The sequence below is a fragment of the Streptomyces brasiliensis genome (assembly GCF_014647875.1).
In the GTDB taxonomy this organism is placed as follows: domain Bacteria; phylum Actinomycetota; class Actinomycetes; order Streptomycetales; family Streptomycetaceae; genus Streptomyces; species Streptomyces brasiliensis.
This window is the reverse complement of record NZ_BMQA01000001.1, coordinates 1-22,525: the sequence shown is the minus strand read 5'-3', so window position 1 is coordinate 22,525 and position 22,525 is coordinate 1. Positions and strand designations below refer to the sequence as shown.

Genomic DNA, 22,525 nt, shown 5'->3' with positions numbered 1-22,525 from the left:
CTGCGGGAGCTGGGAGCCTGCCCGGCCGGCAGCGACAACCCGTCCCTCCTTCTTCTCGTGCCTCCTTTCTGCATGTCGAGGCTCCTTCGCTCAGTGCCTCGCACATGAGGAGCTTCAGGGCGCGTTGCGCGGTGCCGTGCTCGCGCGTTCCGTCAGCCGGGGCGGCAGGAGCGTCGCCTCGGGTACGGCCGCGCCGTCCAGCTTCTTCATCAGCAGTTCCACGGCCCGCGCACCCAGCTCGGCGGACGGCAGGGCGACCGAGGTGACGGGGACGCGGAGGGACGCGGCGAGTTCGTCGGGGCAGATGGCGGTGATGGACAGATCGCCGGGGACCCGCAGACCGAGCTGCTCGAAGGCGTCGATCAGCGGCTCGAGAACCGCCTCGTTGTGCACGACGACCCCGGTCAACGCGGCTTGTTCGCTCAGCAGTTGCTCGGCGACCCGGCGGGCGGCGGCGGGCGAGGCCTCGCACGGGTGGATGGACGAGGTGAGCCCGTTGCGGTCGGCGGCGGCCGTGAACCCCTGCACCACCCGCTGGGCGAACGCCGTCCGACGCACATAGACCTCGGGCGGCGACCCGACCAGCGCCACGACCCGGTGCCCGAGTCCGGCCAGCCGCTCCACACACAGCTCGCCCGCCGCCATGAAGTCGAGGTCGATGCAGGTCAGGCCCGCCGGGTCCTGGGGGAATCCGATCATCACGGACGGCCGGTCGAGGGTGCGCAGCAGCGGCATCCGAGGGTCGTGGAGTTGTACGTCCATGACGATCAACGCGTCCACGAGCGCGGTGTCCGCGACCCTGCGCAGCCCGTCCTCGCCCTCCTCCTGAGTGAGCAGCAGCACGTCGTGGTCGTGCGTCCGTGCCGTGGTCACCACCGACACCGCGAACTGCATCACCACCGGGACGTGGATCCCGGACCGCAGCGGGATCACCAGCGCCAGCACGTTCGACCTGCTGCTGGCCAGCGCCCGGGCGCCGGCGTGCGGGCGGTAGCCCAGCTCGCGGATGGACGCCTCGATGCGCCGTCGGGTCTCCTCCGAGATCGGGCGCTTGCCGCTCAGGGCGTACGACACGGTGCTGGGGGAGACACCCGCGTGCCGCGCCACGTCCGTGATCTTCACCATGCTCAGTCCAGCTCCATTGGGGGAGGAACCATTACTCCGACTCCAGCTCCAGCGCCAGGAATCCGGTACCCGCAGCCGCCCGCGCGATCCGCTCCCCGGCGGCCAGAGCCCAGGGTGCCGCCGGATCACTGCTGGAGGCCCGCAGGGTGTCCCCCTCCCGGACGACGGTGAAGGTCACGTCCCCCACCGGCACCGTCACGCGTGCCCGGCGCTCGAGGCCGTACGCGCGCAGGGCGACCCCGTCGGCGTACGGATAGTCGGGCCGGTCGTCCACCGCGCCCACCGGGATCACCGCACCCGGTCTGACCAGCAGCGGAACGCTGGAGAACCCGTGTCGCTCGCGCACCCAGCGCGGCCCGGTCACGGTCTGCCCGCTCAGGTAGTGGGTCCAGGTGCCCTCGGGCACGTAGTACGAGACGTCGCCGTCGTCGCTGAAGACCGGCGCGACCAGCAGATCGGGGCCGAGCATGTACTGCCGCTCCAGATGCGCGCAGCCGGGGTCGTCCGGGAACTCCAGCACCATCGCCCGCATCATCGGCACACCCTCCGCCTGAGCGGTGCGGGCGACCTCGTACAGGTACGGCATGAGCCGCAGCTTCAGCCGGGTGAAGAGCCTGAGGACGTCCACGGCCTCCTCGTCGAACAGCCACGGCACCCGGTACGACGACGAGCCGTGCAGTCTGCTGTGCGAGGACAGCAACCCGAAGGCGAGCCACCGCTTGAACAGCGCCGCGGGCGGGGTGCCCTCGAAGCCCCCGATGTCATGGCTCCAGAACCCGAAGCCGGACATGCCGAGGCTGAGGCCGCCGCGCAGCGACTCGGCCATCGACTCGTACGTGGCCTCGCAGTCACCGCCCCAGTGCACCGGGAAGCGCTGGCTGCCGGCCGTGGCCGAGCGCGCGAAGACGACGGCCTCCTGCTCGCCGCGGTGCTTGCGCAGCACCTCGAAGACGGTGCGGTTGTAGAGGTACGTGTAGTAGTTGTGCATCCGCTCGGGGTCCGAGCCGTCCGCGTACGCCACGTCGACCGGGATCCGCTCGCCGAAGTCGGTCTTGAAGCAGTCGACGCCCTGCGCGAGCAGTGCCTCCAGCTTGGAGGCGTACCAGTCGCGGGCGGCCGGGCTGGTGAAGTCGACGAGCGCCATGCCGGGCTGCCACAGGTCCCACTGCCACACGCTCCCGTCGGGCTTCCTGAGCAGATGGCCCAGGGCCTTGCCCTCGGCGAAGAGCGGCGAGCGCTGCGCGATGTACGGATTGATCCAGACGCAGATGTGCAGGCCCTTGTCCTTCAGCCGGGCCAGCATGCCTTCCGGATCGGGGAAGACCCGCGGATCCCACTGGAAGTCGCACCAGTTGAACTCGCGCATCCAGAAGCAGTCGAAGTGAAAGACCGAGAGCGGAAGTTCGCGCTCCTTCATGCCGTCGATGAAGGAGGTGACGGTGGCCTCGTCGTACGAGGTGGTGAAGGAGGTCGACAGCCACAGGCCGAAGGACCAGGCCGGCGGGAGCGCCGGGCGGCCGGTGAGGGCCGTGTACTTGCGCAGGATCTCCTTCGGCGTCGGGCCGTAGATGACGTAGTACGTCAGCTGCTGGCTCTCCACGCTGAACTGGACCCGGGACACCGCCTCCGAGCCGACCTCGAACGAAACCTTGCCCGGGTGGTCGACGAAGACGCCGTAGCCCGCGTCGGTCAGGAAGAAGGGGACGTTCTTGTAGGCCTGTTCGGTCGCCGTGCCGCCGTCGGCGTTCCACATGTCGACGACCTGCCCGTTCTTGACGAGCGGCCCGAAACGTTCGCCGAGGCCGTACACCGAGGTACCGACGCGGAGGTTCAGCTGCTCGCGCAGGTAGTGGGCGCCGGTCGCGTCGCGCATGATGCCCATGCCCTTGCGACCGCTGGTGGTGAGAATGCGGCCGTGGGCGAGGAAGTCGACGTGCCAGGGTCCGGTGCGGGCCACACGCACGGACAGGGTGCCCGCGGTCACTGTGGCGTGCTCTTCGTCGTACTCCACGAGCGGCGTGAAGTCGTCCTGCCGCACCACTTCGAACCGCGGTCCCCGGGGCTGCTCGCCCTCGAAGTGCGTGAAGGTGACGCCGATGACGTCCGGCGTCGGCGCATGTGCGCTGATCGTCACGACCGGTCCCTTCAGCAGGTCGCCGCGGTGGCGGATGGGCTGGGTCGGCGCGTGGATCTCCAGGGCCCCCGGAGAGGCGGTGACGTCCAGGACCTCGACCGGGTGGGCCGCGGTGACACCTTCGCGCAGCAGCCAGTAGCCGTCGGTGAACTTCAAGCGCGTACCCCCTACTTGACGGCACCCACGGCGATGCCGCGGGTGAGAGTCCGCTGGAAGACGAGGAAGAAGACGATGGCGGGCAGGACGCCGAGCAGGGCCGCCGCGTTGGTCATCGTGGCGTCCATCAGGCGCTGACCTTGGAGGACGCCGAGTGCCACCGACACCGTCTGGTTGTCGTTGGAGATCAGCATGACCAGGGGGAGCAGGAACTCGTTCCACGTCCAGATGAAGAAGAAGACGAGCAGCACGCCGATGGTCGGGCGGCTGACCGGGACCACGATCCGCCACAGCACCTGCCACTTGTTCGCCCCGTCGATTCGGGCCGCCTCGATGATCTCGCGCGGGAACTGTCCGAGGACGGAGGAGAGCAGATACGTACCGAAGGCGGCCTGGACGACGGTGAAGACGATCACGACGCTGAGCCGGGTGTCGTACAGGCCCACCTGCTTGCACAGGTAGTAGATCGGATAGACGAGCGCCTCCTGCGGCAGCATGTTGGCGAGCACGAAGAAGGCGAGCACCCAGGTGCGGCCCTTGATGCGGCCGATGCCGATCGCGTAGGCGTTGAGCACGGACAGGACCGCGGCCAGGACCGCCACCGAGCCGCTGATCAGGACGGAGTTGAAGAGCTTCTGGCCGTAGTCGACGCGCGACCAGAAGTCCTTCAGACCGTCCAGGTAAAGGCCCTTGGGGAGGCTGAGGGGGCCGTGCTGGGAGTACTCGGTGGGGGACTTCACGGCGTTGACCGCGACGATGAGGAACGGCAGGACCATGAAGGCCGCACCGATGCAGAGTGCGATGAGGACGGGGTAGCGGCGTACGGCGGTCATGTGCGGACCCCCTCCTCGGCGTCCTCGGCGCGGGTCTGGAGCTTCAGTCCGACCAGGGCCAGGACGAGGATGATCACGGTGAGGACGGTGGAGACGGCGGCGCCGTACCCGACCTGGGTCTTCTCGAAGAAGGTGGTGAAGGAGAAGTAGGAGGGGACGTCGGTAGCGCCGCCCGGCCCGCCCTTGGTCAGGACGTAGACGGCCCCGAAGACCTTCAGCGCGGCGATCGTGCACCACAGCAGCACGACGTAGATCTCGGGTCTGATCTGCGGCAGCGTGATGTGCCAGAAGCGGCGCCACCAGCCGGCGCCGTCCAGCTCCGCCGCCTCGTACAGTTGCGGGTCGACGCGCTGGAGCCCCGCCATGAAGACGACGAGCGGGAAGCCGATCTGCACCCACACCATCACGCCCATGACGGAGTAGAGGGCGATGTTCGGGTCACCGAGCCAGTCCTGTTGCAGGGAGCCGAGACCGACCGCCTTCAGCACGGCGTTCAGGGCGCCGTCGTCGGGAGCGAGGATCCAGCTCCAGACGATGCCGGCGACCGCGATGGGCAGCACCTGCGGGAGGTAGAAGCAGGCGCGGAGGACGGCCGCCGTCCTGCTGCCGAAGTGCTTGCCTATGTAGTCGAACAGGGCGGCGGCGAGGACGAGTCCGAGCATCGTCGGTACGACGGCCATGGCGACGACCATGAACAGACTGTGCCGGAACGACGCCCAGAACTCCGAGTCGTCCATCAGCTCGCGGTAGTTGGCGAGCCCGGTCCACTTCGGCGAGCCGACACCGCTCCAGTCCGTGAAGCTCACGCCCGTGTTCATCAGGAACGGGACGACGATCACGGCGAGGAAGGCGAGGATGCCGGGGAGCAGGAAGAGGGCGTACGACGTGCGCGGGCGGGGGCGGCGCGGGCCGGCGTACTGGTGCTTGCCGGTGGTCCGCGCACCCCGTTCGACGGTGATCGTCATTGCTGCGGCACGCCCTTGTCGTACGCCTTCTGCACGCTGCTCAGAAAGGCGTCCGGCTTCTCGCTGCCCGTCATCAGTTTCTGCGTCTCGGAGACGAGGACGTCGTAGAAGCCGGGAACTGGCCAGTCCGGGTAGAAGGCCAGGCCGTCACGTACGGAGAGCGTGTTGAAGTCGGCGATGAGGGTCTTTGCCTGCGGGTCGGTGATGGCGGCCGCGTCGGCCGCGACGGGCACGCCGCCCTTGTTGCCGAGCAGGTTCTGGATCTTCTTCGACATGGTGATGTCGATGAAGTCGTAGGCCAGGTCCTTGTTCTTGGCTCCCTTGGGAACGACCCAGAGGTTGCCGCCCGAGCCGAGGGTCAGGTTGGAACCGGGCCACAGGACGGTGCCCCAGTCGAACTTGTTCTCCGCCTTGAAGCGGCCGTACCACCAGCTGCCGCTGAACAGGATCGGGTTCTTGCCCTGGATGAAGGCGACCCCCGCGTCCTCGGCCTTGGAGCCGCTGGAGGTCTTGCTGATGTACCCCTTCTTCACCCAGTCGGCGAAGGTGGTCGCGCCGTAGGTCCAGGCGGCGTCGTGGAAGTCGGTCTTACCTTTGTAGAGCTCGTACGAGTCGACCCAGGAGCGGTCGGCCTTCGACAGCGCCAGCTGGTACAGGTACTGCTGGGCCACGTACTCGGCGCCGGCGTTGGCGAGCGGGGTGATGCCCTTGGCGACGAACTTGTCCATGGCCGAGGTGAGGTCGTCGAACGTCTTCGGCTCGGCGACGCCGTACTTCTTGAAGAGGTCCTTGTTGTAGAAGACCATGGTGTATTCGGCGTAATTGGGTACTCCATACCACTTTCCGGAGCCCATGACGCCGTTGGCGTCGTACTGACTGGTGGTCTTCACCCCCGCGCTGAGCTCTTTGTCCCAGCCGCGCTCGGTGACCTCGGCGGTCAGATCGGTGAGGAGCCCCTGCTTGGACAGCAGGCCCGCCGTCGCGTTGCCCTTGTTGTACTCCATGATGTCCGGCGCGTCCGAGGAGTTGAGGACCATCGGCGCGGTCTTCTGGATCTGCTCGAAGCCCTTCTCCTCGAACTTCACCTGCACGCCCGGGTGTTTCGCCTCGAACTCCTTGATGGCCTCGTTCCAGGCGACACCCATCGCGCTGTTCGGGGCTTCGTAGTGCCACAACTTGAGTGTCTTGCCGTCGGAAGAACCGCTGTCCGAGCCACCGCAGGAGGCCAGGAGCAGGGAGCCGGTGAGGACCGCCGCCGCCGTCGCCACCACACGCCTTCGTGCCTTCAACATCCAGTGCCTCCAGGGGAGTCGGATGGGTACCTGGGGTGTCACGCAGCGTTCGTCGAATCGTTTCGATGCGTGACGTCGAAGCGCTTCGACGGTGGAAGGTATGTGGGGGCTGCGGGCACGTCAATGGGTGCGTACGAATCAGCGGAGAGGTGTCGTGACAGGCACCGTTGACGATCACGCCCGTCCGCCGGTTCCCATGGCGTCAGAAAAGGGGCTGGTTTCGCGCTCGTGAGCGCGAAACCAGCCCCCGCAAGGGTCACTTGAGGCCGAAGGCCCGCGTGACGGTCTGGGTGACGCCGCCGCCGTTGTGCTGTGTGGCGGTGACTCGGATGGACACGTAGTCGGCCTTGGACGGGGCGTTCAGGGACGCCTGCCAGGTGCCCTTCTTCTCCTTGAGGTCCTGACGCTGCCAGGTCTTTCCGTCGTCGTAGGAGACCTCGAGTCGGAGCGAGGAGACCGCGTCCTCGGCGGCGGAGCTGCCGAGGACGTCGGGCGTGATGGACAGGTCCGTCTTGCGTCCAGCCCGGCCGGTGGCGTCCAGGTCCGTCCCGTAGTCCAGCTGTACCAGCGGAACGGCCTGTACGTCGGTGGCGGCCCCGGAGGTGAAGCTCCACTCGGTGCGGGTGGTGTCGGAGTAGGGGCTGAGGCTGGGGTCACCCTTCGTCTCGACGACCATCCGGTACGGCAGTTCTTGCGGTGCCAGCGCGTCGCGGTAGATCCAGGGCCAGCCTTCGATCCGGTTCAGCAGCTTGTCGCCCTGGTAGAGCGAGACGGTCTGCGGGGCGCCGATCATCCCGCCGCTGTGCGCGGCCCCGGCATCGCCGAACGCCTCGAGATAGCCGCTGAACCACTCACCACCGCGGTACAGGATGTTGTTGTTGAGCAGGCGGGGCCGGATGATGGGTCCGAACCAGCGGTCCTTGTGTACGCTGCCCGGCTGGTAGGCCACCTGGTCGGTGCGCGAATCAGTGAATCCCAGGACAGTGCCGAACTGCTGCCACTTGCGGCCGCCACCGGCGGAGACCCAGTCGGTGCGCGGCCCCGGGGCGACCGGCTCGGCGGACAGCGAGGGCGCCGCGGTTCCCGGCCATTCGTACGGAGGGAAGTCCACCCGCTTCTCGATGGCCTGCATGCCGGCCGGCGGGGCGAAGTCGAGGTCGATCCGGGCGAGGTCGCGGGGATCCGTCCCGGCCGAGGGATCCGCAGGGACTCCGCCGACGTGGTAGTCGGCCAGGTCGTACAGATACTCGGGCGCGGGGTGAGCCTCGACAGTGAGCCGTACTCCTCTCCTGCCCGCGGCGGTGATCTCCTTGATCAGTGCCTCTCCCTCGTCCTGGGTCAGCGAGGCGACCGGGACCACGCCGGTGGTCACGCCGTCGGTGCTGCCGTACCAGTCGTTCTTCCGGCCGTTGCCCTCGTTGACCACCACGAGCATCGCCGCACCGGCCGACTCCGCCGCTGCCGCCTGGTCCGCGGGAGTCACGGTGTCGCTGCTGTGCACGACCACGGCCTTGCCGCGGGCGGAGACACCGGCGTACTCGGCCGGTGAGCCGGTGCCGGCGAACACGGCGTCGAGGCGCGACGTGCCGTCCGGCAGCGGCTTGGCACCGGGCTGTACGAGCGCGTCGTCAAGGCGGTGGCCGTCGTAGGCGATCGCCAGCGGGGTCTGCTCGGCGCGGATCCTGGTGCTGAAGGCGAAGCTGCCCTTCTTCACCTTGTCCTTGGTCGGGAGGGCCCACAGGCTGTCGTAGGCAGGGGAGGGGAACTCCACGTCGAACAGGGCTCCCCAGTCCGGCACGGGCTCGGCCGACGTCCAGTTCCGGTAGATGTCGATCCTGCTCTGGACGACGGCGCTCGGCTTGGGCGTCGCCACCTTCACCTGGCGTGCCTGCGAGGCGTCGAGCTCCACGGTCCGGTCGGCCGCCAGGTCGACCTCGGGAGCGGTCAGCACCGCGTACCCGAGGGAGTGGGGGCCGTGCAGACCTTCCACGTCGGCGAAGGAGAAGACAGTGTAGGAGCCGGGGGCCAGACGCCGGGAGGCTGTTCCGTCCGAGGGGACCTCCACGAGGAAGTCGCTCCCGTCAGCGCCCCGGATGTCGACTTCGCCGCTCATGGGCCGGCCGGCGCGGTCCTTGAGACTGATGGTCAGGGCGTACTTCTCGGCCTCGACCGAGAACCCTGCGGCCGTGTGCACCTCACCGCCGCTGAAGCGCGCCGTGACGCGGGCGGTGTACTGGCCCGCCGCGAGCCCCCTCGGGTCCGCCACCAGGTCGGCCTGCGCGGTTCCGTGCGCGGGCACGGTGACATGGTCGGCGCCCAGCGTGAAGGCCTGCGCCGGGGTGCTGCCCGGGTCGACGGAGAGGTCCAGGGTGATCGGGGCGTCCGTGGTGTTGGTGTAGGTGATCTGCCGCTGGATCGGCTGCCGCTGCGTCTGGGGCGACCACTTGACGAGCCCCGCGTCCACCGATCCGGTGGCGAAGACCTTGGCGTAGTACGCACCGGGCACGTTCACCCGGCCGGCGCCGGCCTGGTAGGGGCTGTAGTCGGGGGTGGGCACGCTCGTGCTCATCAAGGCGTCCTTGAGCTGCTGCGCGCTCCACTCCGGGTGCTTCTGGGCCAGCAGGACGGCCGCACCGGCGACGTGGGGCGTCGCCATGGAGGTGCCGCTGTCCAGGCGGTAGTAGCCCTCTCCGCCGCCGTTCATGTACTGCGAGCGTGCGGCGAGCACGTCCACACCGGGAGCGGTGATATCCGGCTTGAGTCCGTCATCGTCCTCGCGCGGCCCGGCACTGGAAAAGGCGGCCAGGTGGTCGGAGCCGTCCACCGCGCCGACGGTGAGTGCGGCCTCTGCGGTTCCGGGCGAGCCGAGAGTGTAGGCACCCTGTTCTCCGTTGTTGCCCGCGGCGATGACGAAGAGTGCGCCCGTCTCGGCGGTCAACTGGTTCACGGCCTGGCTCAGCGGATTGTCCTGGCCGTTCCGGACCGAACTGCCGAGGCTCATGCTGATCACCTTGGCGTGCTCGGTCCGCGCGGCCCACTCCATGCCATTGATGATCCAGGAGTCCAGACCGATGTTCTGGTCGCTGAGTACCTTCCCCACCACCAGATCTGCCCCGGGAGCGACTCCCTTCTCCTTTCCGCCGGACGCGGCGCCCGTCCCGGCGACGGTGGAGGCGGTGTGCGTCCCGTGCCCGAACCGGTCGATGACGTCCTGGCCGGGGACGAAGCTCTTGGACTCCACGATGCGGTCCTTGAGATCCGGATGCGTGCTGTCCACCCCGGTGTCCAGGACGGCGACCCGCACCCCGGCGCCCGTGCCGCCGCCTGCCCAGACCGCGGGAGCGCCGATCTGCGCCGTGCTGTCGGCGAGGGTCCCCTTCGCCTTGCCGTCGAGCCACACCTTGTCCACGCCGGCGGCGAAAGGAGCCGCTTGCGGCGTGCCGCTCTTGCGAGCCGTCGACCGGCCGTTGGTGAGGGCCGACCAGAAGGTGGCGGACTTCGACCGACGGGTGCGCACCGCCTCGCCGTGGACCACGGGCAGGCTCAAGGTGGTCTCGGAGCCGGGCAGCGCCGCGTTGGGCCGCGGAGTGGGCGAGCCCTTCTCCGTGTCGGGCTTGAGGGTGGCTGCGTCCTTCTTGTGGGTGACGATCAGGGGGAGCGAGGTCGCGTGCTCGTCGTCGTAGCCCTGCGCTATCAGCTCGGTGACGTCGAAGAGTTGCTTGTCGAGGCGGCCGTCCGCGATGTAGGGCATGGCGGTGTCGGGGTACACGTAGGTGTCCCGGCCCTCGGTGGTGACGCGTACCGAGCCCGTGGCACCCGGTGCGCGTTTCACGCTCACCGCGGGCGTCGCTCCGGCAGGTCCTGGAGTCACCGTCACTTTGTCACCGGTGATCAGCGTGACCGTGGTCGGTGCGGGATGCTTGCCGTTGGCCAAGGCGGCTGCTTCAGCGGCCAGTTGGGACGGGACGGCGACCCGAGCCGCCGACGGGGCCACAAGGGTGGCGACGACGGCGGTCGCGACAGTGACCGATGCCACGGCCGATCTTCGGGAAAGGGGGATCCTCACATTGCCTCCGGTGGCGATGGTCTTCTGAAACTGGGTGGGGTTGGACTGAACAAGCGTCAGATCGACTGAATTTCAGGGGGATTGGTATCGAGCCGCGTTTCGCGGGGGCGGCCGCAACACGAACGCTCGCCCTCGTTCCCTTGCCGTTACGCGTGACCTTGTCGATTTCCTTGGCGCCCATGGCCGCTTCTGCCCTCGGCACAGGGACGTCTAGGAGTGCGCTTCTGCAGGTCGACGCCGTGGACGGAGCAGGGCTTCTCGGCGGCCGCGATGGCCGCGTCCGCAGTCGTGATCCGCCTTCGAGTGGTCGTCCGAAGGCTCGTTGATGATGCGCCGTCCTACGTCAAGGCTCACGGCCACCGCATGATTTCCGGGGGCTAAGCCCCTGGTGACCAAGCGGTGGCCGTTGCGCTCCCTACCGGGCCGGACGCGAGTTACGACCCGTTGGGCCGGAGCCTCAGAACGTCAGGCTCCAGCGCTGGAGATGGCCCGGGTCCAGGCTGAAGATGCCCGGGGTGGCGTCGGTGACGCGCAGCTTCCAGGTGCCGACCGTCGTGACCGCCGAGGCGTCGACCGTGTAGGTCTCGTGCAGCTCGGGCGTGATCACCCAGGGTCCCCAGGGCTTGACGTGGATGACGGTGCCGTCGGGGGCGATCAGATCGATCACCATGGCATTGCTGAACTGGTGGTCGAGGTCGACCGTGACCTTGAGGTCACTGGGGGCGTTGCCCGGCTTCCCCCGGTAGACCAGCGGGGACTCGACCACGCCCCACTTGGGGATCACATACGTGGTGGGGTTGACGAAGAAGTGTCCGCCGGATTCAAGAGCGGTCCAGGTGAACGAGAGGCTCCGGATGTCCCCGGCCGCGTCCGTGATGACGATGACCGAGCTGTAGTCACCGGCCTTGTCGGGCGTACCGGTGATCAGGCCGGTGGTGTGGTCGATCGACAGGCCACTGGGCAGCGACTTGGCCGAGTAGGTCAGCGCGCCGGGACGGCTGCTGGACGCGGTGATCTGACGGCTGACCGGCTGGCCGACCGCCACCGGCTCGGTCGGCGGCGCCTCCACGGCGATGTGATTGACGAAACGTATCCCGACGTTGACGGCCGCCCAGGAGTTGGCCACGGCCTCGTAGGCGTCGCTGTCCGAACCGTAGAGATCGGTGGCGGCCTGGAGCGTCGCGGTCCGGGCACCCGCGTAGTCGGTGGTGCTGGTCATGTAGACGGTGAGCGCGCGGTACACCACGTCGGCGGCGTCGGCCAGACCGATGCCCGCCACCGGGAGCCCGTCGTACGTGGGGCTGTCGTAGTCCACGCCGTTGATGGTCTTCTGCCCGCTGCCCTCGGCAAGCAGGTAGAAGAAGTGGTCACCCACCCCGGCCACCATATGCGCTTCGTCCCACTTCGCCTCTGGCGTCCAGTAGTCCAGGGGCGCGTAGCCGACGGAGCTGATGCCGGCCTTGGAGGGAAGGTCCATGTAGCGGATGGGCTTGCCGTCGCCGTGCAGGTCGTCCAACTCGGCCATCGTGTAGTCGGGCACGTCGTTGGGGTTGTCGGCGTAGAACTCGACGGCGGCGGCCATCATGTCGCTGATCGCCTCGTTGAGGCCCGGCGATTCGCCGTTGTTGCCCAGCCCGGCCGTGGCGGAGGTGACTCCGTGCGTCATCTCGTGCGCGGCGATGTCCAGGGACGTCACCGGGTGCTGTCCGTCCGCGCCGTCGCCGTAGCTCATGCAGAAGCAGCCGTCCTGCCAGTTGGCGTTGGCGAGGGGGACCCCTTTCACGGATTCGTAGTGGACTCGGGAGGAACTGCCGCGGCCGTCGTCGGCTATGCCGTTGCGGCCGAAGCTGTCGTGGTAGAAGTCCCACGTCGTCTGCGCGCCGTAGGCCGCGTCCACCGCCGCGGTCTGGGGGTTCGCCGCCGTTCCGTCGCCCCAGACGTCGTCATTATTGGTGAACAGGACCCCGTTGGAGTTGACGCTCGAGTCGAGCGTCCGGTGACCACCGTGCTGCGGGTCGATCAGGGCGTACGTGCCGTCGTCCTGGCGGGTGGAGCCGATCGTGACCTGCCCGCTGTAGAGGCTGTTGCCCTGGGCGGACTCCACGTGTTCGGAGTTCTCCAGGGTGGCGCCGCCCGCGGCGTCGGTCACGACGTGGCGTTCGCTGGGGGACCCGTCCTGCTGTACGCCGGTGACAACCGTCTCCCAGGCCAGCTGGGGCTTGTCGTTCATCATCCAGACGACCTGGCGGGGGGCGGTGCGCGCGTCCCCCTTGCGGGTGCCCTTGGCCGCGGCCTTGCTCAGGGCCGACTTCTTCGCGTCGTCCGCCGAGACCTTGGCCTTGGCCGTCGGCAGGGTCAGCTTCGCCTTGGAGGCGTAGGTGACGGTGTGGGACCCATCGTGCTGATGGACCACCAGGTCACCGCCGAGCACAGGCAGTCCGGCATAGGTCCGTTCGTAGCGGGTGTGGACCGTTCCGTCGGCGTCCTTGATCACGTCCTTGGGAATCAGCTTTTCCTGAGGGCCCAGACCCAGCGAACGGGCGGTGTCCGGCGCCGCGTTGGCCGCCTGGTCGAGCAGCTTCCGGCGCTGCCCGGGCGACAGCTGCACGGTGGCGGCTCCTGGTCTGGCTGTGGCCTTGATCTTTGGGAGCGCTTCCGTCTTCCGGGTGCCCCCGGATGCGTCGGAAGTGGAGGCGGCGCCGGCCGAGGCGGGCAGTGCGGAGAACGCGAGTGCTGCGGCCGTGATCACCACGGTCGCTGCCAGGCGCCGTCGGGGGCGGTGCGAACCCTGTGAGAACGCAGCCCTGTTACTGGAGGAATTCAATCCCGGGTCCTTCCGTACGGCCGTCTGTCGATGTCCACAGCCGCGCACGACGTGACTGACCGGCTGTTCCGTAACTGTTGGTCAGCGCGCCCGCGGCTCGCCCTGAACCTTCGCTTCCACACGTGCACCATGACAAGAGAAGTCGGAGGGGAATACGTGCAGTTGCGCAGCTGTGAAACCTGCGCTCTCGGCCAGGACATTCCGGGCGGAAACGTGTCGGCTGCTCCAGCGGCCCCGGCGATCTGCGTGGACACCCCGAGCAGCGGAGACGGCTGCCGCGGCGTGAAGTCGGCCCGCCAGGAGGCGGCGATCAACAGCACCCGTCCCTCCAGCGGCAGACGCCACGGCCGGCCTTGGCCGACCGGGTCCGCCCCCCTTCGCGCCGCAACGCCATGCCCGGCCGGCCGACGTTGGCTCAGCCTGGTGAACGGGGTGTGTTTCCGGGACGGTTCGACATCCTGACCAGTCCGGCCACGACGTGATCATCCCGCCCGCGGGTGCGCCGCATATCTGAGGTCCCACTACCGGGCCCGTGCCGCGCTGGGCGGTCGGAGGCACTCGTTCCTGCCATCACACGTACGACGACGGCTTGTTCGCAGTCCCGGCCACGCCGCTCCGGTCGCCCCGCTCGCTGTGACGGTCCTCCTGGCCGCCGGTGTGAGCTCTCCCACACATGCGGCTGCGGCCGAGCCGCTAGGTTGTGGGCGGGGACGCAGCGCAACCGGCGACCGAAGCTCCCTTTCTGGTGGAGGGGTTGGCCGACGCGGTGGACGCGTCCGTGCCGGCCGCAACCGCGGCCCGTACCCAGCTGGCGGGCCACAAGGACCGGTACCACATTCCGTCCCCCCGACCCTCGGTCGTGGGTGGGCGGGGACAGCGCTGGTGGTCAGGTGGCTGGGCGGGGCAGGGCGGGCGAGCAGGCGGGCGATTAGCGCCGGTCGGTTCTCATCACCAGGGCCAGGTGGCAGTGATCCGCACCAGGGCCAGGTGGCAGTGATCCGCGGGCGTAGGCAGCGGCCGCCGCGGTGATGCGGGCGGCGGCCTGCAGGACAGACCCTGCGCGGCATTGTCGGAGGTCGCGGCACCTGGCGGCGCGGCCGGAGCCCGGCCGGTGCGGGCGGGCACGCCTTCGGGCGAGCGTCCGCACAAGCTGCCGGACTCCACACCGCTGAGCCACGGAGTGCGGGTGACGGGTGGCGGCCGGTCCCGGTGCGCCGGGGCCGAAATGCACGCGGCTGAGCGAACCTCACCGCCGCCACCCCTGTCGGTCACGGGCCTGGGCCGGCAGCCGTGTCACCCCGGCCTTGTCGAAGACCTCGAGCAGGCGACGTGGTGGCAGCCGACCGCCTGATCATGCGCTGACGACCGGACCACCGGACACGCCGAGACCAAGCCCGAACCGAGAGAATCCACCAGGGCTCTCTTTCAAAGATCATCAGGCGGCGGATCACGGTGCCTGGGATACCTCACCATGAACTCACCGACCCCGAGCACGGCCGGGCCTGTTCGCGCGTTGACCTTTCCTGATGGCGCCGCCCGTGCGGCCCGCTCCGGCGACGCCGGGGCGGGGAATGCCGGCTGAGGACGCGCGGGCGGCAGGGGAGGAGCGACCGGCTGTCGAAGGTGTCATGGGCCCTTCGGCAGAGGGGAAGCGAGCGTCAGCGGTAGGCGGCCTGGCCGGTGAGTGCCTGTCCGACCACGAGCGTGTGGATCTCGCTGGTGCCCTCGTACGTGAGGACGGACTCCAGGTTGTTGGCATGGCGCAGCGGCGAGTACTCGAGGGAGATGCCGTTGGCGCCGAGGACGGTCCGGCACTCGCGGGCAATGGCCAGGGCCTCACGGACGTTGTTGAGCTTGCCGACGCTGATCTGTTCGGGACGGATACGACCCTGGTCCTTGAGCCTGCCCAGGTGCAGGGCGAGCAGAGCTGCGCTGCCGAGGGTGACGCTCATGTCCGCGAGCTTCTTCTGGGTCAGCTGGAAGGCACTGATCGGCTTGTCGAACTGGACGCGGGAGTCGGCGTACTCGAGGGCCGTCTGGAGGCAGTCGCGGCCGGCGCCGACCGCTCCGAAGAGAATCCCGAACCGGGCCTCGTTCAGGCAGGACAGCGGCCCGCGCAGACCCTGGGCGTGCGGCAGGCGCGCCGACTCGGGCAACCGCACGTTGTCGAAGTACAGCTCCGAGGTGATCGAGGCGCGCAGCGACATCTTCTGTTTGATGTTCTGGGTGGTGAAGCCGGGGGTGCCGCGCGGCACGAGGAAGCCGCGCACGCCGTCCTCGGTCTGCGCCCAGACGGTGGCGACGTCGGCGATGCCGCCGTTGGTGATCCACATCTTCGAGCCGTTGATAACCCAGTCGCCACCGTCGCGTACGGCCCGGGTGCGCATGCCCGCCGGATCGCTGCCGAAGTCCGGCTCGGTCAGACCGAAGCAGCCGATGGCTTCACCCGCGGCGAGCCGCGGCAGCCACTCCTGCTTCTGCTCCTCGGAGCCCCACTTCCAGATCGAGTACATCGACAGCGAGCCCTGCACCGAGACGAAGCTGCGGAACCCGGAGTCGGCGGCCTCCAGTTCCAGACAGGCCAGCCCGTAGCTGACGGCGTTGGTACCGGCGCAGCCGTAGCCCTCCAGATGCATGCCGAGAAGCCCGAGCTTGCCGAGTTCGGGAGCGAGCTCGCGGGCGAAGTGCGCGTTCTCGAACCACTCGCCGATGTGCGGGCGCACCCGGTCGGCGAGGAACTTGGCGACGGTGGTCTGTATCTCGCGTTCCTCGTCGGAGAGGGCGGAGGAGAGGTCGAGCAGGTCGAGGGGGTCCTTCATCGGCTTGGCGCCGCTCATTGTGTGCTCCTTCGGGGAAGTGGGGTCAGGAGTCCAGCCAGTCCGCGATCTCGGTGGTGTGCTCGCCCAGCCGGGGCGGGCGCCGCTCGTATCGAGGCGGGGTGCGGGACAGGGAGATGGGGTTGGCGACGAGATCCGTGGGAGGGCCCTCGTCGCTGTGGATCACGGCCCGCGGCGCGAGGCCGAGGCGGTCGGCAAGGTCGAACGCCTGGGCGAGGTCGTTGACGGGGCCGCAGGGGACGCCCAGGGGCGTGAGGTGCTCGAACCATTCGGCCGCGGTGCGGGTGGCGAGCAGCCCCGCGAGTTCCCGGGTCAGTTCGTCGATGTGGGCAACGCGATCGCCGTTGGTGGCGAAGCGCGGGTCTTCGGCCAACTGCGGCGCTCCGATGCCGCGACAGAGCGCCGCGAACTGGCGGTCGTTCCCGACCGCGATGACGAGCGGCCGGTCCTTGGCCTGGAAGACCTCGTACGGTGCGATGGACGGATGCCGGTTGCCCAGGATGCCTGGTACCTGACCGGCGAGTGTGTACCCGGCGGCCTGATTGACCAGGCTGGACAGCAAGGTCGAGAGCAGATTGACCTCGATGTGCTGTCCCTCGCCGCTCACCTCCCGGTGGCGCAGCGCGGCGAGCACACCGATCGCCGCGTGCAGGCCCGTGAGGACGTCCACCAGGGCCACGCCGGTCTTCACCGGCTGTCCGGGGGCGGGGCCGGTGACGCTCATGAGCCCGCCGACGGCCTGGATCAGCAGGTCGTATCCGGGTAGGTCGGCTCCGCGCCCCGCACCGAATCCCGTGATCGAGCAGTAGACGATCTTTGGGTTGGCGGCACGGACCTCGTCGTAGCCGAGCCCGTACTTCGGCATGGTCCCGGGGCGGAAGTTCTCGAAGAGCACATCGGCCCGGCGAGCCAGTTCGACGGCGCGGCGCCGGTCGGCGTCGTCGCGCAGGTCGAGGGCGACAGAGCGCTTGTTCCGATTGACGGAGAGGAAGTAGGTGGCCTCACCGTGCGCGTGCGGCGGGCCCCAGGCGCGGGTGTCGTCCCCCATGGTGGGGTGCTCGACCTTGATGACGTCGGCGCCGAGGTCGGCGAGGAGCATGGTGGCGTAGGGCGCGGCGAGTACGCGTCCGAAGTCGGCGACGAGTACGCCGCTCAACGGCAGTTCCGGGGACGTGGTCACAGCGTCGGCCCTCCGGAGCTGCGCAGGTACACGGTCGTGGTGCGGGTGAAGAACTCGCGCGCTGCGCGGCCCTGTTCCTTCGGCCCGTAGGCACTCTGCTTGGCGCCGCCGAACGGCACGTGCGGATCGGCGCCTGCGGTCTCGGAGTTGATGTGCAGTACGCCGACGTCCACCTGGTCCATGGCGGCGGTGACGGCGCACAGGTCGTCGGTGAAGACGGCCGCGGAGAGGCCGAAGTCACTGTCGTTGGCCAGCGCCAACGCCTCACGAGTGTCCTTGGCCCGGCGAACGGCGAGGACGGGTCCGAACAGTTCCTCGCGCCACAACGGGTCGTCGTCCGCCAACTCGATCACGGTGGGCTGGACGAACGCCCCGCCCATCCTGTCGTCGTCGTAGTGCCGGCCGCCGGTGAGGACGTCGACGCCGGCGCGGGCGGCTGCGCCGTCCACGGCGTGCTGGATCTCGTCGCGGGCCTGGAGCGACACGACAGGTCCCATCTCGGTGGCGTCGTCCAGAGGATCGCCGACGCGCAGGGCGGTGGCCCGTTCGATGAGCTGCGCGAGGAACTCGTCGGCGATGGGTTCCTGCACGATGAGCCGGGAGGTGGCGGTGCACTTCTGTCCGGTGGCTCGGAAGGCCCCGGCGAGCACCTCCTGCACGGCGAGGTCGAGGTCGGCGTCGGCGAGCACGACGGCCGCGTTCTTGCCGCCCATCTCGGTCTGGACGGGCCGCGCCAGGCGCCCGCAGGCGGCGATCAAGCCGCGTCCCACCGCGGTGGAGCCGGTGAAGGTGACCGCGTCGACGCCCGGATGCTCGACCAGCCGGCCGCCCAGGCTGCCGCTGCCGATGAGCAGGGAGAGGACGCCGTCCGGGAGCCCCGCCTCGACCAGTGCCTCGGCCAGGCGCACGGCCAGCAGCGGCACCAGGCCCGAGGGCTTCCACACGACGGTGTTGCCGTAGCTGAGCGCGGGTGCGATCTTCCAGGCCGGGATCGCGATGGGGAAGTTGAAAGGGGTCACGACCGCGACGGCGCCTACAGGCCGGTGGACCACATGGATCTGTTCGCCGGGGCGGGGCGAGGCGAACACCTCACCCACCGGGCGGGTCGCCTCCCCGGCGTAGTAGCGGAAGATCTCCGCAGCCCGGCGTACCTCGCCGATGCCCTCGGCACGGGTTTTGCCCTCTTCCCAGGTGAGCTCCTCGCCCCACTGGTCGGCGTGCGCGTCGATGAAGTCGGCGGCGCGGTCGAGAATCCGGCCGCGGGCCTGCGGCGGCGTGGCGGCCCAGCGAGGGTACGCGTCCCGTGCCGCCGCGACCGCCTGGTCGAGGTCGTGGTCCTGGGCGAACTGTCCCACGGCCACGGTTTCGCGAGGGCGTGCCGGGTTGAGATCGACGATGTCCTCGCCGTCGCCGGTCCGCCACTGCCCTGCGACGAGGTGGCGAAGGGTCCGGGCCCGCCGGGCCATTCCGGCCTCCCTCGCGCTACCGCCTGCGGTGGGTCGCATCTTCACTCCTTTCGGGACGTCCCTGCGCGCCGCCGTCGTCTCCCGGGGCGCGGTGGATCGGTGCGGTCGCCATTGTGAGGAGGGCCGCGCCTCGAGCGCACTGGACGAGATGGACTGTCGCGGGCCGTCCATGCACGCCGATCCGTCGATGGTGCGGTGCGCACAGCGGTGGTTGGCTCGGCGTCCCCGAGTCCCGACCCCCCGGAGGACGTCCCATGCCCGGTAATTCCCGACCGGCCGGCGGTCCCGGCCTCGAGCAGGTCCGTCGGATCGTCACCGAGATCCCCGGTCCGCGCTCACGCGAACTGCTGGCCCGGCAGCGGGGCCTGGTTCCCGCCGGGGTCGGTGCCACCCTGCCCGTCTTCGTGGAGGCCGCCGGCGGGGGAGTGATCGTCGACGCGGACGGCAACTCCTTCATCGACTTCGGCAGTGGCATAGCCGTCACGACCGTGGGCAACTCGGCCACGGCAGTGGCCGAGCGCGCCGCCGCACAGCTGCGGCGGTTCACCCACACCTGCTTCCTGGTCAACCCCTACGCCTCCTACCTCGATGTCTGCCAGAGGCTGAACGAGCTCGCGCCCGTTCCCGGCGAGAAGCGAACCCTCCTGGTCAACTCCGGTGCCGAGGCGGTGGAGAACGCGGTGAAGATCGCCCGGGCCGCCACCGGGCGCCCAGCGGTCGTGGTCTTCGACCACGCCTTCCACGGCCGCACACTGCTGACGATGACCCTGACCGCCAAGAACCGGCCCTACAAACACGGCTTCGGCCCGTTCGCGCCGGAGGTCCACCGCGCCCCGATGGCGTATCCGTACCGCTGGCCCACCGGGCCCGAGCACTGCGCGGAGGAGGCCGCAGCCGCCCTCGCGGACCTGCTCGACCGACAGGTCGGCGCGGACAACGTCGCGGCGGTGCTCGTGGAGCCGATCCAGGGCGAAGGAGGCTTCATCGTCCCCGCCCCGGGCTTCCTCACCCAAGTCGCCGAGATCTGCCGGGCCCGCGGCATCCTCCTGATCGCCGACGAGGTCCAGACGGGCATCGCCCGTACCGGCCGGATGTTCGCATGCGAGCACGAGGGCATCCGGCCGGACCTGGTGACCACCGCAAAGGGCCTGGCGGGCGGCCTGCCTCTGGGCGCGGTGACCGGTCGCGCGGAACTGATGGACGCCGCCCCCGTCGGCGGCCTGGGTGGCACCTTCAGCGGCAACCCGGTGGCCTGCGAGGCCGCGCTCGGCGTCTTCGACGAGATTGAGACCCACGACCTGCTCGAACGGGCCCAAGCGATCGGTGACGTCATGCACCAGCGCCTCGCCGAACTCGCCCGCGTCCACCCGGCCATGGGAGATGTGCGCGGCCGGGGAGCGATGATCGCCATCGAACTCGTGCAGCCGCACGGGGACCGCGTCCCCGCGCCCGAACTGGCCGCCGGCATCGCCAGGCGCTGCCATGCGGAGGGGCTCCTCGTGCTGACGGCGGGCAGCTACGGCAACGTCCTGCGGTTCCTGCCGCCGCTGTCGATCTCCGACACCCTGCTGGACGAGGGTCTCACGCTGCTCGGCGAGGCCATCGCCAAGGAGACCGCCTCCGCAGGCTGACCGTACTCACCGCTCACCGCATGCTCGGCATGCAGGGGGTACGGCCAGGTGCGACCGCCGAATGAGCTCACGGATCGGGATTCGGCTCCGGACCGCCCTTCACGGGCAGGTGAATCGCCCGCCCGACGCACCGACGCCCGGTTTCCGGGCGTCGGTGAGGGTCGGAAAGCGGCGAGCCCATGCCCACGGGCGAGGTTCGCCTCACAACCGGGGACGAGTTCGGATCGGTGAAATAGGATGACCTCCAGTTTTAGAGGTCAAGCTCGAAGGTGGTGATGCGGCGGTGGGCGTACCGCTGCGCTGGCTGCTCGGGCGTTCGGAGCTGCGCCTGCGCGTGCTCGCAGCACGCGAGCAGCTCGACCGCGAGGTGCTGTGGGCGCACAGCATCGAACTCGCCGACCCCGTGCCCTGGATCAGCGGCGGCGAGCTGCTCCTCACCACCGGCCTGCGCCTCCCGGCCGAGGCCGACGCTCAGCAGAAGTACGTCCAGCGCTTGGCCGACGCCGGAGTGGCCGCGCTGGGCTTCGGCATCGGCCTGTCCCACGACGTGGTGCCCGCCGATGTCGTGGCGGCCGCCGAGGCGGCCGGTCTGCCGCTGCTGGAGGTTCCGCTGCCCACGCCGTTCGCGGCCGTCACCAAGGCGGTGATGCAACGGCTCGCCGAGCAGCAGTACGAGGGCGTCGTCCAGGCCTCCCGCATCCAGCCGCGGATGACCCGGGCCGCTCTGCACGGCGGAGCGCAGGCCGTGGTCCGGGAACTGGCGGTCTCCACGGGCACCGCCGTGCTCTTCCTCGACCACGAGGGCCGGACGCGCGCCGCCCATCCGGCCGGCGTCCCCGCGCCCGCCCCCGACGTGCTGGCAGACTTGCGCGCGGCGGACGAGGCGGCAGCGGCGGTGAGCTGCGGCCCCGACGCGGGGGTGGCAGTTCAGCAGGTCCGGGTGGGCCCGCGGGTCCATGGGCGGTTGGTGCTGGTCACCGACCGGGCACTGACACCGGTCGATCACCTGTTGCTGGGACACGCGGCGTCACTGGTCGCCCTGGAGGCCGAGAAGCCGCTGAGGCTGCGCGACGAGCAGAACCGCGTGAACGGCCTGTTCGTCCGGATGTTCCTCGACGGGTCGATCCCCGCTGCGGCAGCGCTCAGCCATCTCTCCGAGGCGGGCTTCCCCGTCCGTGACGGGGTGCGTGTCCTGGCCCTGCGGGGCGGCAGCCCCCGGCACACTCTCGAGGCCGCCGGCGAGCAATTGAGCGAGCGCGGCCTGCCGCTGTTCGGCACCGTCCGCGAGGAATGCGCCGTGCTGCTGCTCCCCGGCGGCCACGCGATGACGGCCCAGGCGGTGATGGACCGCCTGGACAGCCGGCCGAGGACCCGCCTCTGGGCCGGCCTCAGCAGCCCGCACGACCTGGCGGACGGGCCGGCGGCCCTCCGCGAGGCGCTGAGCGCCGCGTCGGCCGCGCAGGCACGCAGCTGCCGGGACGTGATCCGCTTCGAGGCGCTCGCCGGTCACGTCCTCCTGACCACGCCCGAAACGCGCACGGTACTGGCGTCGATCGCCCGGACCCGGCTGGCCCCACTCGCCGCGCACGACGCCGCCAACGCGACGGAGCTGCTCGGCTCGCTGCGCGCATTCCTCGAGCACAACGGCCAATGGGAAGCCGCCTCCGCATCCCTGGGGGTGCACCGCCACACCCTGCGCAACCGGATGGAAAGGGCCCAGTCCCTGCTCGGTGTGGACCTCGACTCCGCACATGTACGCGCCGAGCTCCTCCTGGCCTTTTCGGCCTGGCAGGAACTCGATCGCTGAAACCCAGCGGAGACCGAACGGACACCAGCGGGGACGCCTGCCGTGACGGTCACCCGGAACCGTGCCGTTGCCCCTGCACAGGCGAAGGCCCGGGTGCGGTGGTCCGCTCCGGGCGCTTGCGCAATGGTTCACCGGGTTCCTCCGAGGATGCCCCGGCCTTCAGGACTTTGTTGGCGGATTCGGTTGATCAGGCGGCCAGTTCCAGTCCG

At 69.6% G+C, this 22,525-nt stretch carries 12 protein-coding genes; 2 read left to right on the top strand and 10 right to left on the bottom strand.

Annotated features, from left to right (window positions below):
* Nucleotides 1–114: 114 nt before the first annotated feature.
* From IEZ19_RS00060 to IEZ19_RS00015, 10 genes are all read right to left on the bottom strand, one after another.
* The gene (locus tag IEZ19_RS00060; protein ID WP_189308863.1) at nt 115–1,125 is read right to left on the bottom strand and encodes a LacI family DNA-binding transcriptional regulator; all 1,011 of its coding nucleotides are present in this window, start codon (nt 1,123–1,125) and stop codon (nt 115–117) included.
* 31 nt (nt 1,126–1,156) lie between these two features.
* A complete protein-coding gene (gene yicI, locus IEZ19_RS00055) occupies nt 1,157–3,415 on the bottom strand; it encodes an alpha-xylosidase (RefSeq protein ID WP_189308862.1) in 2,259 nt (752 codons plus the stop codon).
* Between the two features lie 11 nt (nt 3,416–3,426).
* Nucleotides 3,427–4,248, bottom strand: coding sequence for a carbohydrate ABC transporter permease (locus tag IEZ19_RS00050; protein ID WP_189308861.1), 822 nt, complete (start codon nt 4,246–4,248; stop codon nt 3,427–3,429).
* Nucleotides 4,245–5,213 carry a carbohydrate ABC transporter permease gene (locus tag IEZ19_RS00045; protein WP_189308860.1) on the bottom strand — a complete coding sequence of 323 codons (969 nt, stop codon included), beginning with the start codon at nt 5,211–5,213 and terminating at the stop codon, nt 4,245–4,247. Before IEZ19_RS00045 ends, IEZ19_RS00050 begins: the two co-directional genes overlap by 4 nt.
* Nucleotides 5,210–6,505, bottom strand: coding sequence for an ABC transporter substrate-binding protein (locus tag IEZ19_RS00040; protein WP_189308859.1), 1,296 nt, complete (start codon nt 6,503–6,505; stop codon nt 5,210–5,212). The genes IEZ19_RS00045 and IEZ19_RS00040 overlap by 4 nt, the downstream gene beginning before the upstream one ends.
* A gap of 256 nt (nt 6,506–6,761) precedes the next feature.
* Entirely contained in the window at nt 6,762–10,541 is a 3,780-nt protein-coding gene (locus tag IEZ19_RS00035) for a S8 family serine peptidase (RefSeq protein WP_229839822.1), read from the bottom strand.
* Nucleotides 10,542–11,028: 487 nt separating this feature from the next.
* The gene (locus IEZ19_RS00030) at nt 11,029–13,323 is read right to left on the bottom strand and encodes a M4 family metallopeptidase (protein WP_189308858.1); all 2,295 of its coding nucleotides are present in this window, start codon (nt 13,321–13,323) and stop codon (nt 11,029–11,031) included.
* Between the two features lie 1,730 nt (nt 13,324–15,053).
* Entirely contained in the window at nt 15,054–16,232 is a 1,179-nt protein-coding gene (locus tag IEZ19_RS00025) for an acyl-CoA dehydrogenase family protein (protein ID WP_189308857.1), read from the bottom strand.
* Nucleotides 16,233–16,257: 25 nt separating this feature from the next.
* Nucleotides 16,258–17,331 carry a CaiB/BaiF CoA transferase family protein gene (locus IEZ19_RS00020; RefSeq protein WP_373296896.1) on the bottom strand — a complete coding sequence of 358 codons (1,074 nt, stop codon included), beginning with the start codon at nt 17,329–17,331 and terminating at the stop codon, nt 16,258–16,260.
* Between the two features lie 77 nt (nt 17,332–17,408).
* The gene (locus IEZ19_RS00015; RefSeq protein WP_189308855.1) at nt 17,409–18,917 is read right to left on the bottom strand and encodes an aldehyde dehydrogenase family protein; all 1,509 of its coding nucleotides are present in this window, start codon (nt 18,915–18,917) and stop codon (nt 17,409–17,411) included.
* 215 nt (nt 18,918–19,132) lie between these two features.
* Here IEZ19_RS00015 and gabT point away from each other — a divergent pair, with 215 nt between their 5' ends.
* The gene (gabT, locus tag IEZ19_RS00010; RefSeq protein ID WP_189308854.1) at nt 19,133–20,509 is read left to right on the top strand and encodes a 4-aminobutyrate--2-oxoglutarate transaminase; all 1,377 of its coding nucleotides are present in this window, start codon (nt 19,133–19,135) and stop codon (nt 20,507–20,509) included.
* A gap of 283 nt (nt 20,510–20,792) precedes the next feature.
* On the top strand, nt 20,793–22,316 hold the full coding sequence (locus IEZ19_RS00005) for a PucR family transcriptional regulator (protein ID WP_189308853.1): 1,524 nt from the start codon (nt 20,793–20,795) through the stop codon (nt 22,314–22,316).
* Nucleotides 22,317–22,525: the final 209 nt, after the last annotated feature.